The organism is Streptomyces sp. NPDC052107 (assembly GCF_040680215.1).
In the GTDB taxonomy this organism is placed as follows: Bacteria; Actinomycetota; Actinomycetes; order Streptomycetales; family Streptomycetaceae; genus Streptomyces.
The window spans coordinates 75,366-90,309 of record NZ_JBFAWG010000005.1 but is presented as its reverse complement, the minus strand read 5'-3'; the positions used below and the strand labels follow the sequence as shown (position 1 = coordinate 90,309).

At 66.9% G+C, this 14,944-nt stretch carries 11 protein-coding genes; 6 read left to right on the top strand and 5 right to left on the bottom strand.

The annotated features are described in order from the left end of the window. Positions 1-11: 11 nt before the first annotated feature. On the top strand, positions 12-5,108 hold the full coding sequence (locus AB0M27_RS07290) for a class I SAM-dependent DNA methyltransferase (protein ID WP_365718853.1): 5,097 nt from the start codon (positions 12-14) through the stop codon (positions 5,106-5,108). Positions 5,109-5,175: 67 nt separating this feature from the next. On the opposite strand, the gene AB0M27_RS07285 is transcribed toward AB0M27_RS07290, so the two are convergent. Continuing rightward, entirely contained in the window at positions 5,176-5,379 is a 204-nt protein-coding gene (locus tag AB0M27_RS07285) for a DUF397 domain-containing protein (RefSeq protein WP_365718851.1), read from the bottom strand. Next, the gene (locus AB0M27_RS07280) at positions 5,376-6,191 is read right to left on the bottom strand and encodes a helix-turn-helix transcriptional regulator (RefSeq protein WP_365718849.1); all 816 of its coding nucleotides are present in this window, start codon (positions 6,189-6,191) and stop codon (positions 5,376-5,378) included. The genes AB0M27_RS07285 and AB0M27_RS07280 overlap by 4 nt, the downstream gene beginning before the upstream one ends. Positions 6,192-6,558: 367 nt before the next feature. On the opposite strand from AB0M27_RS07280, the gene AB0M27_RS07275 reads away from it, so the two are divergent. Both AB0M27_RS07275 and AB0M27_RS07270 read left to right on the top strand, forming a co-directional pair. Then, on the top strand, positions 6,559-7,695 hold the full coding sequence (locus tag AB0M27_RS07275) for a hypothetical protein (RefSeq protein WP_365718847.1): 1,137 nt from the start codon (positions 6,559-6,561) through the stop codon (positions 7,693-7,695). A gap of 122 nt (positions 7,696-7,817) precedes the next feature. Then, a complete protein-coding gene (locus AB0M27_RS07270) occupies positions 7,818-8,423 on the top strand; it encodes an ATP-binding protein (protein WP_365718845.1) in 606 nt (201 codons plus the stop codon). Positions 8,424-8,524: 101 nt separating this feature from the next. Here AB0M27_RS07270 and AB0M27_RS07265 read toward each other — a convergent pair whose 3' ends face one another. The 3 genes from AB0M27_RS07265 to AB0M27_RS07255 form a co-directional block, all read right to left on the bottom strand. Beyond that, on the bottom strand, positions 8,525-10,678 hold the full coding sequence (locus AB0M27_RS07265; protein ID WP_365718843.1) for a serine protease: 2,154 nt from the start codon (positions 10,676-10,678) through the stop codon (positions 8,525-8,527). Next, positions 10,675-11,007: a trypco2 family protein gene (locus tag AB0M27_RS07260; protein ID WP_365718841.1), complete on the bottom strand. Its 333-nt coding sequence runs from the start codon at positions 11,005-11,007 to the stop codon at positions 10,675-10,677. Before AB0M27_RS07260 ends, AB0M27_RS07265 begins: the two co-directional genes overlap by 4 nt. A gap of 120 nt (positions 11,008-11,127) precedes the next feature. Next, positions 11,128-11,892 (bottom strand): hypothetical protein, encoded by a 765-nt coding sequence (locus AB0M27_RS07255; protein ID WP_365718839.1) that lies wholly within the window; start codon positions 11,890-11,892, stop codon positions 11,128-11,130. Between the two features lie 327 nt (positions 11,893-12,219). On the opposite strand from AB0M27_RS07255, the gene AB0M27_RS07250 reads away from it, so the two are divergent. From AB0M27_RS07250 to AB0M27_RS07240, 3 genes are all read left to right on the top strand, one after another. Beyond that, positions 12,220-12,822: an ATP-binding protein gene (locus AB0M27_RS07250; RefSeq protein ID WP_365718837.1), complete on the top strand. Its 603-nt coding sequence runs from the start codon at positions 12,220-12,222 to the stop codon at positions 12,820-12,822. A 150-nt stretch (positions 12,823-12,972) separates the two neighbouring features. Then, a complete protein-coding gene (locus AB0M27_RS07245) occupies positions 12,973-14,208 on the top strand; it encodes an AAA family ATPase (RefSeq protein WP_365718834.1) in 1,236 nt (411 codons plus the stop codon). Between the two features lie 59 nt (positions 14,209-14,267). Beyond that, positions 14,268-14,876, top strand: a complete 609-nt coding sequence (locus tag AB0M27_RS07240) for a hypothetical protein (protein WP_365718832.1) — start codon at positions 14,268-14,270, stop codon at positions 14,874-14,876. The last annotated feature ends 68 nt before the right edge of the window (positions 14,877-14,944 follow it).

The window sequence follows — 14,944 nt, the reverse complement described above, 5'->3', positions numbered from 1 at the left end:
GGTTCACGAAGATGACGTACGACAGCCTGGTCAACCGCGGCGACTACTTCTCCGCGCACTACCTCGCCGAGGTCCTCCCCAAGGACCTCAAGTCCGGTCTGCTCGCCGAGTGGAAGCAGCGCGAGGAGGACGCCGCCGGCGCCGAACGCCCCGAGGGCGCGCTGCCGGTCACCCCGCGCGCGGGCCTGCGGGCTCTGCGTCGCGCCTACTTCGCGGCCCGCTCGTACTTCACGATGGACGAGGAGCGGGCGGCGACCGGCGAGGACGCCGTGACGTACGACGCCCCCGAGTGGCGCGACCGCGTCCGCGCCCTCAACGCGGAGGTGCTGCGCGCCCTCGGCTTCGACGCCAAGCCGGGCACGCTCACCGTCGTCCGCGCCGACCAGTCGTACGAGGTGACGGTCGCGCACGCGGAGAAGGATCTCGTCGCTCTGGACTGCGGCTGGTCGGCCGAGCCGGACGACGCGCTGGACCCGGAGGGCGCGGGCCGCCTCCTGGACGAGCTGCGCCTGGACGGCCAGCACACCATCACCACTGGCTCCAAGCTCGCCTCCTTCCTGTTCGCCTGCGAGGACGCCCCGCGCTACGTCCTGCTGCTGGTCGGCGGTGTCGTCGTGCTCGCCGACCGGGCCGCGTGGGGCGAGGGCCGCTACCTGGCGGTGTCGCTGGACGCGGCGCTGGAACGCAACGACACCAAGGCGGGCGGCGAACTCGACACGGTGGCCGCGCTGTTCGGCGCGGACTCGCTGCGCACGCCGGAGGAGGGCGGCGAGAACCCCCTCGCCGCGCTCCTCGACAAGTCCACGAAGCACGCGGTGGGCGTCTCCAGCGAACTGCGCGACGGCCTGCGGCTGAGCGTCGAGCTGATCGCCAACGAGGTCCTGGACCGGCTGCGCGAGGCCGGCGTCCGCCCGGACGAGGTCAAGGAACTCCCAGAATTGGGCCGCCAGTTGACGCGGGAGTCGCTGCGCTACCTGTACCGCGTCCTGTTCCTGCTGTACGCGGAGGCCCGCCCGGAGCTGGGCATCCTGCCCTCGGACTACCCCGAGTACCAGATGGGGTACGGCCTGGGCCGGTTGGGCGAGTTGATCGCCGAGCGGGATCTCGTGGACGAGAAGTCCCGCAAGGGCTTCTACCTGTACGAGTCGCTGGACCTGCTGTTCAGCAAGGTCCAGGAGGGATACCGGCCGCGCCGCACCCACGGCGTCGACGCGGAGTCGGCCGACGCCGTGACCGCGAAGACCTCGGAGGACCTGGGCCTGCGCTTCGAGCCGCTGCACTCCAAGCTGTTCGAGCCCGACGCGATCCGGCTGATCGGGCGGGACGCGGTTCCGGACCCCCGTGTCGACACGGAGGCTGAGGCGGAGGCCAGTACTGACGGCGGCGAGCGCTTCATCGACACCCGTCTGCGCAACGAGACGCTGTACCGGGTGCTGCGGCTGCTGATGCTGACCCGCGGCAAGAGGCGCGAGCGCGGCGGCTTCATCTCCTACGCCCAGCTCGGCATCAACCAGCTCGGCGCCGTGTACGAGGGCCTGATGTCCTACTCGGGCTTCGTCGCGGGCGAGGAACTGTACGAGGTCGCCAAGAACGGCGACCCGAAGGACGGCTCCTGGCTGATCCCGGCGACGAAGGCCGACGAGTACCCGGACGAGGTGTTCGTCCGGCACAAGGACGAGAACACCGGCGTGGAGGAGCGCGTGCGGTACGCGCCCGGCGCGTTCGTGTACCGCCTGTCGGGGCGCGACCGCCAGACGTCGGCCTCGTACTACACGCCGGAGTCGCTGACCCGGGTGACGGTCCAGCTCGCCCTGCAACACCGCCTGGACCAGGACGACACGGTCACCGAGGCGCGTGAGCTGCTGGACTGGAAGATCTGCGAGCCGGCGCTCGGCTCGGGCGCGTTCCTAAACGAGGCGATCAACCAGGTCGCGGCGGAGTACCTGCGGCGCCGCCAGGACGAGCTGGGTGTCGCCATCGACACCGAGAAGTACGCGGTCGAACTCCAGAAGGCCAAGGCGTACATCGCCCTGCACAACTCCTACGGCGTGGACTTGAACGACACGGCGGTGGAGCTGGCGGAGGTGTCGCTGTGGCTGAACACGATGCATCCGGGGATGGAGGCGCCGTGGTTCGGGCTGCATTTGCGGCGCGGCAACTCGCTGATCGGCGGGCGCAGGGAGATCTACTCCGCTGAGCGCCTGAAAAAGGGCGGCTGGCTGGGGACGACTCCGGAACGATTCCCGCTGTCGGAGGCGCTGGCGGGTGCGGCGTTGCCTGAAGGGGCGGTGCACCACTTCCTCCTTCCGGCGAAGGATTGGGCCGCGGTCGCGGCCGAGAAGGAGGCCAAGGCGCTGGCTCCGGCGGAGTCCAAGGCGCTCGCGGCCTGGCGGAAGGCGATCACCAAGTCCCCCAACGCTACGCAGACCAAGCGGCTTCAGGGACTCGCGCGGCGGGCGGAGTACCTGTGGGGGCTGGTCGTGCGCCGGTTGGAGATCTCCGAGCGGGAGATCTCGCGGCGGATTGATGTGTGGGGCGCGGAAAACGGTTGGCTGCGCTCGCCCGAGGTCGCGGTGCCGAGGGAGAAGGTCAAGGCCGACCTGGAGGCGGTCGACACCCCGTACTGGCGCCTGAAGACGCTGATGGACGCGTGGTGCGCACTGTGGTTCTGGCCGGTGCAGGAGGCTGCGCTGCTGGACGGTTCGCATGAGGCTTACGCGCGGGCGGCGGAGGTCGCCTCGCAGTCGGGCGAGTGGGTCGTGTCGTCGGCTTCGGTTCCGGTCCCGGGCCAGCCGGGTGCGCCCGCGCGGGAGACGTATGAGAAGGAGGACCTGTTCGGCGGGGTCGAGGTCGTCGAGGTCAAGTCGAAGAGCGCGCGGGGCGGGAGCCGCAAGGAACAGATCAAGGGCGAGCGCCGCCCAGTGATCCCGTTGGCCTCGCTGGACGACTGGCTGGACTTCGCGGAGTCGCTGTTGGGCACGCACGACGTGCCGGCGGACTCGCTGGTGTCTCAGTTCGACACATTGGATCAACTGGAGCGGTACGAGGACCAGCTGCCCGAGTGGATGGGCATGGAGCGCTTCTACTCGCTGGAGTCGCGGTATCCGTGGGCGGGGGTTGCTCGGGATGTGGCTGAGCGGCAGGGATTCTTCCACTGGGAGTTGGAGTTCGGGCAGGTCTTCGGGGCGCGGGGTGGGTTTGATCTCCAGGTGGGGAATCCGCCTTGGGTGCGGCCGGACTGGCAGGAGGATGCGGTCTTGGCCGAACTTGATCCGTGGTTCAAACTTTCAGAGAAACCGAGTGCACAAGAGTGGCGACTTCGGAAGCAGGAGACCCTAAAGGGTCGCGGAGATAGTTACTTCCTGGAAGAGCTCGCAATCAATGCTGGAATCGGTGCAGCACTGAGCGCAACGTCACTATATCCCTTGATCTCCGGGTCCCGGCCTAACCTGTACCGATCATTCATGTGTCAGGTTTGGCGTCATTCAAACGCTTCCGGATCATCCGGTCTGATTCACCCCGATACCCATCTTGAGGGCGTGAAAGACGGACGCCTGCGAACGGAGGCCTATCATCACCTGAGACTGCACGCAACCTTCATTAATTCTGGGAACTGGGCCTTTGAGATCGGCCGCACCGTTCCTTTCGGGCTTCACATCTATGGGGCCCGAAGGTCAGAAATTGACTTCCTTACATTGAGTCAATTGCACTCCGCGTCCGTACTCCCTGACTCTCTGACCCACGACGGCTCTGGACCAATCCCTTCACAGAAGTTTGGCGGAACATGGGACGTAAGACCCCACAAGTCACGGGCAATTCGTGTAACACGGGAGCTACTGCGTCAATGGCAGATCCTTCTCGCGGACGAGGAGTCACCAATTGAGCACACACCTTTGTTGCACTCGATCACTACGCACGAACAAGACGCTATCGTCGCACTGGCACATGTAAAAACAAGGCTGCGCGCATACCAACCGCTCATCAGCGCTGGATACAACGAAACGACAGCAAAGCAAGACGGAATCATTCGATACCAGGTGAGCTGCAAAGACACCTGGGACGAAGTAGTTCTGCAGGGTACGCATTTTTCGGCAGCCACCCCATTCGCTAAACAGCCGAATCTACCAATGCGCAATGGAAAAGACTGGATCAGCTGGGACCTAATCAGCCTTGCCGAGGACGCGATTCCACGCTCCACTTACGCGCGAGCCTGCAGTCGTAACCTTTTCGAGGCGGCACAGGACCACTGGAATGACTCTCCATACAGCAATAACTATCGGCTCGCCTGGCGGAGAATGATCGACCCAAAGAATACAGAACGGAGTCTTTTCGCAGCGCTGATTCCCCCTGGCCCGACGCATGTCGACGCAGTGCATTCCATGGCATTGCCCAACAATCAGCTCACGGTACTCAATGCCGGATTTTGGGCTTCACTGCCATTGGATTACTTTCTTCGCATTACGGGGCGCACGGATCTGCGAATTGCCGAAGCTTACAAGATGCCAGCAGCGTCTGCCGATCACCCGCTCAGCGCTCCGCTCCTTCTGCGTACCCTTCGCCTCAACTGCATGACTTCCGCCTACGCAAACCTGTGGAATGAAATGTTCCATCCTACGTGGCCGAGTTATGAAGACTGGGCAAACCCGCTCTGGCCTGGCCTCACCCCGCTGGCATCAGACATTGGCCCTTCCTGGACACACACAACTCCACTTCGTACAGAGCATGAACGCCGGGCTGCTATCGTCGAAATTGACGCCCTAGTATCCGTGTGGCTAGGCATTACGGCAGACCAATTGGCCGCCATCTACAAGTCCCGCTACGCGGTACTTCATGACCGAGAAACAGAAATGTACTTCGACGGCAGCGGGCGCCGACTCGCTGCTGATCCGTACGCATACGGTTATGGCCAGACCAAGCAGGACTACCTTGATCTACTAGCCCACCTGGAGAGTCCAGAAACCACCCCACCCCCTGCTGGCTACACCGCGCCCTTCTACAAGGCCGACCGCGAAGCCGAAATGCGTGCCGCGCACGCCCACTTCCAAGCTCGCTTGGACAAGGAGATCGCCGCCGGGCGCTGGACTCCCGCTGGGAACCGTGAGGCCTGAGTACCGTTCCTCATAACGACGGTCGGTCCTTCAAGGAAGCGCCGACCGTCGCAAGCAGCCGCACACCTCACATCGTCTCAAGCAACGCCACCCACGCCGTCGAGCCGACCTTCAGCACTGGCCCGCCCTGCGCCACGCACTTCGAGTCACGCACGTGCACGCCGACCGTCGTAAGGGCGACCTCAACGCACTCGCCGCCCGACCCAGTGCTGTAACTGCTCGTGCGCCAGGACAGGTTGGTCAGACCGTGCGTCGCGTCTTCCGTGTTCATAGCTCTCCCAGCATCTTTTCGAGGAGCCCCAGCGACTCGCGTGGAGTCAGGGCCTGAGCACGCAGGATGCCGTACTGCTCCTCATACTCGCGCACCGACCTCCGCTCACTGAAGAGACGGCTGTCGTTACGTGCCTCAACGTACGCGAGTCGCTGGCCCTTCTGCGTCTCGTACAGGGTGAACGGCCCATCCAGGGCAGCGTGTTCCACACAACCGACAGGCATGACCTGTACGACCACGTTCCGCTGCTGCGCGCGTAGCAGAACCTCCTCCAACTGGCCGCGCATGACGTCCCACCCACCAAGCGGCCTCAGTAGCACGTGCTCCTCGATGACGAAGCTGATCGTGGGAGACGGCTGACGGTCAAAGATCACCTGGCGAGCGAGACGGGAGCCCACACGCTGGTTGACAGTCTCCGGATCAAGCAGAGGCAGCCACATCTCACACACCGCTCGCGCGTACTCCTCGGTCTGCAACAGGCCGGGCACCGCCTTGCTCGCGTACACATGCAGCTCAACCGCCTCTTCCTCCAACTTCGCCGCATCTCGGAAGAACGCCGGATACCGCGCCCGCGCCACCTCCTCCTTCATCACCACCAGCAGTCCGCCGGCATCCAGCACCTCATCCGCCCGGTCGATGAACTCCGGCCTCGGGATGCGCCGCCCCAGCTCCACCGACGCGATCATGTCCTCGCCGTACCCGAGCTTCGCTCCCAACTCCGCCCGCGTCAGCCCCCGACTCACCCTCAGCAACCGCAACTGCTGCCCGAAGCACCGGAGGATGCCCGCCTCGCTCTCCTCGTGCGCCGCCATGGTGACCTCACCTCACCCACCCGCCGGGAAGCACCCGCCCGCACCTCGTCCCGCCGCAGGCACCACATCCGTCCGTCACTCACAGCACACTCTACGGACACACAGCGTCGCCGCGACTTCCACTTCGCCCAGATCCCCCGTACCGCGTACGAGCATCCGCCCTCCCCTGTACAGCACCCGCTTGTACACCCGCGCCCCCGTGTCCCACCGCGGCACCGGTCGCCTAACAACGCGCTAAGGTTGCGCCCCAAGGGGAGGACAGAGCGGCCGTCGTACCGCTCGCCGAATCAACGCGCGGAGACGGCAGCAGGGGTGCCCGAACCCCGCAGCTCAGCCGGCCGCGGAACAGTCCTGGGGGGTACGCGCCATGACAGACGCGCCGACGCACGCTGCCGGCACCGACACGAACAAAGCCGACGACGACGCCGACCGGAAGGTCGTCGAGCAGGAGCAGGCCGAGATCAAGGACTTCGTCAAGGGCCTGAGCGCGGACGACATCAAGTCGGGCAACTGGTTCACGCAGCTCGCGGCTCATGCCATGAACTCGTACACCGAGAAGGTGGACTGGCAGTACTTCGAGGACCGGTACGCGGGTGTGCCCGCGGATGCCATCGTGGATCAGCGGATCAAAATGGCGGCCCGGTACGCGGCGCTCGAAGGCGGGCTCTCCGCCGGGGCCTACACGGCGACCGTCGCCGCCACCATCGGGAGCCTCGGGGGTGCCTCACCGGCGACCGTGCCCGCGGCCGTGGCGTCCATGATGGTCGATGTCGCGTTCCTCTCCCAGCTCCAGCTCCGCCTGGCCTACGACATCTCGGTCCTCTACCGGGTCCCGCTCGACGTGCACGACCCCGAGGACCTGTGGAAGCTCATCCGCGTGGCCTTCACGATCAAGAGCGGGGAAGCTGCCCGCGAGGGTGTCGCCAAGGCGGTCCCGGCCCTGGTGCGACCGTTGGTCAAGCGCTTCTACTCCGGATCGGCACTCACCGCAGGAAGGGCGCTCCCGGTCGTCGGGAAGCACCTCCTGCAGCGCAACGTCATCAAGATCGGTATCCCTCTGGTCGGCGTCCCCCTCGCCGTCCTGCTGAACCGCTACACCACCCTCCTCGCCGGCCGGCACGCGAGGGCCGTGTTCCGGAACGAGGCGCGGGTGATCGAAATCGCCGAGGGACTGAGCCAGCGCAGTCGGCACCCGCAGTTGATGCTGTGGGTCGCATGGCTCGTCATCAGGGCGAACGCAAACGCCAAAATCGCCGACGACGAGGCGCTGCTGATGCGACATCTGGTGAGGCTGGTCCGGGAGCGGCACGAGGTGGTCGACGAGCAGCTCGCGCACGTCGTCGACATCGACCCCGCCGAGGTGTGGAAGCGCGTGGACGCCGAGCCGGGCCATCTCGGCGATGTCCTCGACGCGGCGGAGCGAGTGGCCACCGTGGACGGTGACGTCAACTCCCGTGAGAAGGCGGTCCTGGCGGAGCTTCGAGAGCGGTGCCGCCGGGGCTGACTCCGTCGTGCGGCACCGCTCGCACGCCACTCCCCCGCCGCGGCCCGGTGGCCGTGTACAGCGCACGGCCGTACAGGCGTCGCTCCTGGTGACACGCCCGACGCGGCCGCAACGCTGGCCGCATGCACACGACGCTCTTCCCTTCCCCCGGCCCCACGGGGACGAACGAGTTCGCGATGTCGTTCACGTCGACCCCGCGAGGCGCCCGACTGGCGCGGCTGTTCGTCGCACACTGCCTGGACGCATGGGGCCACCCCTACGACAGCGAGGTCAACGAGACGCTGACGCTGATCACCGCCGAGCTGAGCGCGAACGCCGTGCGGCACGGCCGGGTCCCCGGACGGGACTTCCACGTGCGGCTGACCAGCGAGGCCGGCGGTGAACTGCGGCTGGAGGTGTCGGACACCCGCGGCGAGCGCTGGCCCACCGTCGCCCCTCCCGCGGACCTCAACGCCGAATCGGGCCGCGGTCTGCTCCTCGTCACTGCCCTGGCCGACGAATGGGGCGTCACGGACCGCCGTGGTGGCCCGGGGAAGACCGTCTGGGCCATGGTGAGCGCCGCCTCCAGCGGACGGGTCGACGCCCCTTCCCAGGCCACGGCCTCAGCCGCTGACCGATTTTCCACCAAGCCTTGCGCAAGCGACCTCGCACGGACGGCACTGATTTGCCAATCCGACGACGCACCGAAGAACGCGAAGCACGAACGCGATGTCAGTGGCCCGGTCTAACCTGCTCCCCATGACGGCTCACCGCCGCGCAGACTGTGCCGTCGCCGCCGCACGAGCCGCACGCGACACGGGACGTGATCGCCTCCGGAGACCCCACTCATTCACTCGGCCACGTCCTTGGAGCCCGGATACAGCCCACCGAACTGCTCGGTGAACCTCTGGTAAGCCTTCGCCCGGTCCGCAGGTGAGGGTGACTGGGCGTCACGCGCGATGTCCCTCCACACCGTGCCGTCCTGCCTGGACCTGAACTCCTTCAGGCGCTTCTGATACTCCTCGTCCCAGTCCTGGACAATGCCGACCCAGGCAGCGGCAAGCACCCCAACCAGCGCAAGCACGAGACAGGCCACGAACCAGAAACCACCGTGCGCGATGACTCCGGCGACCAAGGAGAGCACCGCGATGAGACACACCCTGGCCACTCCGGCCGCGAAGCCCTCATCGCGCAGCCAGCGACCCAGGTGTTCCACCGGCGGACGATAGGCCGCTCCCAACCGCAGAACTCCTCGCAGTCGGCCCAGGAACGCAGCCAGCGAAAGCACGCCGAACTCCCACGCGACCTTCCAGGCGACGTCCGGTCGCACCCAGCCCCACACAAGCCAGGGAACCGAGACCAGGACTACGCCCCACATGCCGATCCATGCCGCCGCGCGAGTCACCGCGCCCAACCGGGCCTTGAACGAGCACCGCTCCGCTTCGAGCAAAGCCCAATCCCGGTCCCGCCCTTCTCGCGCATGCTGCAGGACACGCTCCAGCCGGGCGTCCGCAGCTTCCTTCCCGGCGCGCTTGTTGGCTTCGGCGTGTTCGAACTCGCTAGCTGCGTATGCAGCGAGGGCGGTACGCACCACCCACCCGATGGCCGTCTCCGCACCACCGTCCCGCGAGCGCATCCAGTCGTACCACTCGACCTGTCCGGCGGGAGGAGGCGTCGCCCGCTCACCAAAGGCGCGGAGCCCGGCCACAGAACGGTGACGGGTAAGGAGACCCACCAGCAACAATGCCTTCGCCTCGCCGCGTGCCCACTCGCTCACTCCGCCCGGCACACCAGGCGCACGTTCGATCATCCGCAGCCAGGCTGCCTGCGCCTCGGTCCAGGCGTCCTGCATCCCGGCCATCCAGCGCAGCCCGGTGAAACCCGCCAAGGCGTCCAGCAGGCCGCCCTCGCACAGAGCCTCGTACAGCTCCATCTCCGGACCGCTGTTGTCAAAACCCTTCAGGCACGCACGGGCCAGCATCTCCCCGGTGACGGCGGTACCCCGCCATACCGGCTCCCCCTCCGGGTCGAGCCGGCACAGCAGGCGCAGCACCTTCAGGTCGTGCCCCGGCTGCGGATCCGTGAGCCATTGGTCCGTCAGCTCTCGGTCAGCCTCGACCACGTCGTCGGCAGAATCGTCGAACTGACGCAACCACGCCGACAGTTCCCGCACCTTGTCCGAGCCGTCTCGGGCCGCTCCCCTACCCTCGAAGAGCTGCTCGCGGGCAACGGCCCAACTGGCGCGCAGGGTCACCGCCAGATCCCGCGGGGTCGAGTGAAGAACACCAGCCAGTCGGAACGGCTTCGGCGGGCGGGAAACGGACGAGAGGTCGACCGTGAACGGACGATCTCCGGTATACCGCTTCATCGCCGAAGTGAACGACGCGTCATCGAGAAGCGCTCTGCTCTTGATCGCTTCCAATCGCTGGTGACGCCAGTTGCGCGGCGCTTCGACAATGAGGCCCAGAAGTCCACCGCGGGCGAACAAGGCAGCTCCTGACATGCCCTCCCACGGTGATCTTCCGCTCGCCAATTCGGGTGAGACGTCCTTGACGTCCAGCACGTATCGACCGCGCACGATGCCGGACGCCGGGCGTAACGCGCACTCGATGTGCTCGATGTCCAGGTTCCGCCCCTGGCCCCACTGAGCCCGGGGGAAGCCCATCGCCTGGCAGCGGACCGGCGACTCGTCAGTGAGCCGCGCCCAGGTCACCGGCTGCAGACGGGCCGCCGCTTCGGGTCGTACCAGGGCTCGGCGCGACAAAAGCAACGCGGCGTCGCACTCCTCGTCATGCCGCCGCCAGACGACATCACACTGCTGAGCCCCGCTGCCACGCACCGCCATCGCGCGTGCGGTGTCGTCGTCGCCGACGACGTGCGCGGCTGTGAGCACCAACCGGGCGGCCAGTAGATAGCCGCTGCCCGTCCGGCCGTCGCAGAGCACGGCGGCGACACGCTCATGGCTGGGGCCGAGCGCACGCCCCTCAGGCAGGCGGCTGGTCACAGGGGCCCTGCGGTGGTGAGACCGGCGGTGCCGCCTTCCCCGTCCGCGGCGACGAGCAGCGGATCACCGTCGGCCCGCCGGGGTTCCAAGGTGAACGACACGCGATGGGTGCGAGTCCTGCCCGTTCCCGCGTCCACCTCTCCCGAGAGAACGTACGCCTTGATCCCGCCTCGTGCCCGGACATCTCTGCGCAACTCGACGGTGAATTCCATCTGGATGGGCCCAACTTGGAAAGTGACGTCGCTCCCTGCTCCTCGTGCGGCCGCGTTCAGCAACTCATTGCGGACGGCTTCCACCGCTTCGGCGAGTTCCAAGTCCCTGGCCGTCAACGCGCCCCCTCGGTCGATGGTCCTGCTTGAGATGTCTGTCTTCAGGTTTCTGTCATAGCGTGAGTAGGGATCTCACAGACCGCGTCGTGAGTGGTCCCGATGCGTGCGGCCCCATCCGAGTCAAGGGATCTCTTCCCGCAAGAGGGTCACAAGTTCCTCGTGCTTGTAGCCCCAGAGCCGGGCGACCTCGTTCGGATCACGGAGGCCGTCGACCAGCGTCAGATGCCTGGTCAGGTGGCTTTCGACCTGCTCCCGATTGGCCTCGCCGCTACCCGAGGAGATCCACTCCGACAGCTCCGCGACGTTCGCGGCCAGGTCGTCACTCGCACTTGCCTTGAACTTCCACCGCAGCCAGTTCGTCCCCTTGAGCACGGCCCGAGCACGGTCACTGGCGTAAGAGAGACCCTGGGTGTGCGGGGCGTACCGGAGAATACCGGCGGACTCGAGGATCAGCAGGGACCGCACCAGGGTTACGTCCTCCTCGCACCAGTCGGATGGCGAAGGCGCGGGTACGTCGTCACCCGGCTGGGCCCGTTTGACGTCCCTCGCCGCATTCACCCAGTTCGCGGCGGCATTGGCGTCTATGTTGGCCCGGGCCCGGAGTCCGCTCGCACCCAGTTCGAGAATGTGATCGGCGGTGGCGACCCCCGCGGCGAGGAGCATCATGGGGTTCACATCAGACCGCTTGCGCAGGAGGGCGGTCACCGGGGTGTTGCTCAACCTGTGCTGAGCGCTTCGCTTCTTCTTGGCATCCCGCGCCTTGAAGGCGTTCAGCCGCGCTTCCTTGTGCAGGGCCGCGATCTGCTTGAGGATCGGTGGTTCTTTGTCGATTTGAAGCTTCAGCCACTGACGGGCGGCGTTGCGATCTAAGTTCTGTCCGGGCACGGATGCGGGATCCGGCTGCGCACCAGCACTCACAAGCCCTCCGAGTAAGGTCACTGCCAAGCAGGCGGTCATTATCCCCGTCTTGAAGTCGGAACAACAAGGCGAGTGCTGTGGGCACGTACTCCAACGACGCGCGTACAGGACCCCGCCGCACGGGCACCGACCGTCTCTTCCCGCCCACGGCGGCGCTACTGACTCCGCTTGTCCTGTCACTTGAGGCCGGCTTTCCCCATGCCGTGTACAAGCGCCCCCGCCGTGGCGTACAGCGATGTCCCGTACAGGCGTCGCCCCTGGTGACAGGGCGGTGACCGTCGCGACGCTGACGGCATGCACCTCTCCTCCTTCCCGCACCGCTCGCCCTCCGGGTCCGCGACGACGGCCGAGTTCGCCATGGCCTTCACCTCGACCCCGCGAGGCGCCCGCCTGGCCCGGTTGTTCGTCTCGCACTGCCTGAACTCCTGGGGTCACCCCTGCGACAGCGACGTCAACGAGACACTGACCCGCATCGCCGCGGAACTGTGCGCCAACGCTGTACGCCACGGACGGGTCCCGGGCCGGAACTTCCACGTCCGGCTGACCAGGGAGGCGGACGGCGAGCGGCTGCGCCTGGAGGTCTCCGACGCCCGCGCGGAACGCCGCCCCTCCGTCACCGACTCCTCCACGGACCCAGTCACCGAGTCCGGCCGCGGTCTCCTCCTCGTCACCGCGCTCGCCGACGGCTGGGGCGTCACCGACCGCCGCTGCGGCCCCGGCAAGACCGTCTGGGTCATGGTGAGCGCCGCCGCCCTTCGGCAGACGTCCACCGCATCCCCTGACCGACTTTCCGCCGAGCCTTGCGCGAGCGGCCTCACGGGGACGACACCGCCTTACCAATCCGACGACGCACCGAAGAACGCGAAGCGCGGGCGCGATGTCAGTGGCCCGGCCTAACCTGCTCTTCATGACGGCTCATTGCCGCGCAGACTGTGCCGTCGCCGCCGTAGGAGCCGTACACGAAAAGGACGAAGAGCGCGGCGGCGCGGGCCATGAACATCGACCGCTCCCCCGCGCCCCGATCACCGACCCGATAGGTTTCGTCCCATGCCTGGCCGTCTCCTCGAACTGCACGTCGAGAACTTCCGCAGTCTGCGCGACGTGACCGTGCCGCTCGGTCCGCTCACGGTGTTAGTGGGCCCCAATGGAGCCGGCAAGTCGAATGTGCTGAAGGTGTTCGACTTCCTCGCTGACATCATCCGCACCGACCTCCAGCCGGCGCTGGACACACGCGGCGGGTTCGATGAGGTGGCCTTCTGGGGCGGGAACAAGCCGCCGACGTCCATGCGCATTCAACTCAAGGCGACGTGGACGACCAACTCCACCCTCAATGCCCCGGACGAGTACAACCTCACCATCCGACGGCGTTCCCTGTCGGCGAACCGGGACGGCAAGCGACTGACGTACTCCCTGTCCCGCGAGGAGAGCTTCGCGTTCAAACGCAAGCAGGGGCGCGGCCGGCGCATCACCATCTCGGGTGAGGAGGCACGCATCCTCGACGTGCGGGCGGGCGAGAGCAAGGACAGCGGCAGTTTCGGCATCCGGAGGCTGAGCAGCGGCCTGTCCACACTCCCCCGACTCGGTCCCGCCGACGGCGGGGACGAGGTGACACGGGTCGCCGACCGTTTGTCGTCGTTCCGGGTCTTCGACGTCGACGTCGAAGCGGCCCGGCAGCCGACGCGCCTGCGGGGTACGGACTTCGCCGCCCTTTCCCCGCACGCGGAGAACCTCGCCGGCTTCCTCATCCACCTCAGCGGTCTCGAGGATGTATGGGATGACCTGGTCGACGACGCCCGTACGGTTCTGCCCCAGTTGGAGAACATCGAGTTCGAGGAGGTCGGCGGGTCGACGGACCAGCTGACCGTCGTGTTGCGGGAGCGCGGCTTGCGCCGCATGACGCCGCTCGCCGACGCCTCGTACGGGACCGTCCGACTGCTCGGATTGCTCGCCCTGCTGTACGACCCCAACCCTCCGGCGTTCACCTGCATCGAGGAAATCGACCACGGCCTGCATCCGCAGGCCCTGGAACTGGTCGTACAACGCCTGCGCGAAGCCGCCGAGCGGACGCAGTTCATCGTCGCCACCCACTCGCCGGCGCTCGTCAACCGGTTGTATCCGGAGGAGTTCGTCGTGTGCGATAGGGACGAAGACGGGGCGTCGATCATTCCGGCCCTCACAGTCGACGAGGTGAAGGACATCGTCGAGGAGTCCGGTGAACAACCACTCGGTGAGCTCTGGTTCTCGGGAGTGCTGGGCGGCGACCTCACCGGGGGCGAGCTGTGACCCCGAAGGGACGGCAGAGCGGAACGCGTGGACCCCGGGCCCAGGAACGTGGCGTCATCGTGCTGGCCGGTGAGGACCAGAACGACTGCGAGATCATGGCCTCGCTCATACGTGCCCATCGGCCCGACCTCGGTGCGGCTGCCAAGCTGGTCCGCATCAACGACCCGGTGCGGCTGCGCAGGAAGTCCGGGCCCGACCTCGCCGCCGCTGTGAGGGCCTTGGCCGGGAAGGCCCGGGCCAAGGCGCGCCAGCAGCGCGCCGAGTTGCTCGGGTTCGTCGTCCACGAGGATCTGGACGGCTACACCGACGACAACTACGACCGGATCCGTCGCACGCTGACCGAGGAGCTCGCCCGCCAGTGCCAAGGGTTCTGGACGGCGCTCGCGCTCGCCGCGTGGGAGAGCGAGGGCTGGCTGCTGCTCTTCCCCGGCGCTTTCCCGCATGTGCGACCGCGCTGGAAGGTCCCCCATCACCTGCTCGACAAGGACACCGGCCGCGTCAAGGACGCCAAGGAGGAGCTCAAGCGGGGGCTGGGCGAGCCGGTCTTCCGGGAGAGCGACGGCCCCTCGGTCGCCCGCGAGGCTCTGAAGCATCGCCTGATCCCTTCCCCGCGCGGTACCAACCGTTCGTACGGGGACTTCGTCGGGGACCTCACGAGCTGGACCTGACCGCCGGACGCGCTCCCGGAGGTGCCCGGTGGGGACATCGCGGTATGCGTGCGGCCATCACCGTAATC

Bases quoted from the DNA above. Each gene is read 5' to 3' on its own strand.
- AB0M27_RS07290 (WP_365718853.1), top strand. From the start codon at position 12: ATGACGTACGACAGCCTGGTCAACCGCGGCGACTACTTCTCCGCGCAC.
- AB0M27_RS07285 (WP_365718851.1), bottom strand. From the start codon at position 5,379: ATGAACACGGAAGACGCGACGCACGGTCTGACCAACCTGTCCTGGCGC.
- AB0M27_RS07280 (WP_365718849.1), bottom strand. From the start codon at position 6,191: ATGGCGGCGCACGAGGAGAGCGAGGCGGGCATCCTCCGGTGCTTCGGG.
- AB0M27_RS07275 (WP_365718847.1), top strand. From the start codon at position 6,559: ATGACAGACGCGCCGACGCACGCTGCCGGCACCGACACGAACAAAGCC.
- AB0M27_RS07270 (WP_365718845.1), top strand. From the start codon at position 7,818: ATGCACACGACGCTCTTCCCTTCCCCCGGCCCCACGGGGACGAACGAG.
- AB0M27_RS07250 (WP_365718837.1), top strand. From the start codon at position 12,220: ATGCACCTCTCCTCCTTCCCGCACCGCTCGCCCTCCGGGTCCGCGACG.
- AB0M27_RS07245 (WP_365718834.1), top strand. From the start codon at position 12,973: ATGCCTGGCCGTCTCCTCGAACTGCACGTCGAGAACTTCCGCAGTCTG.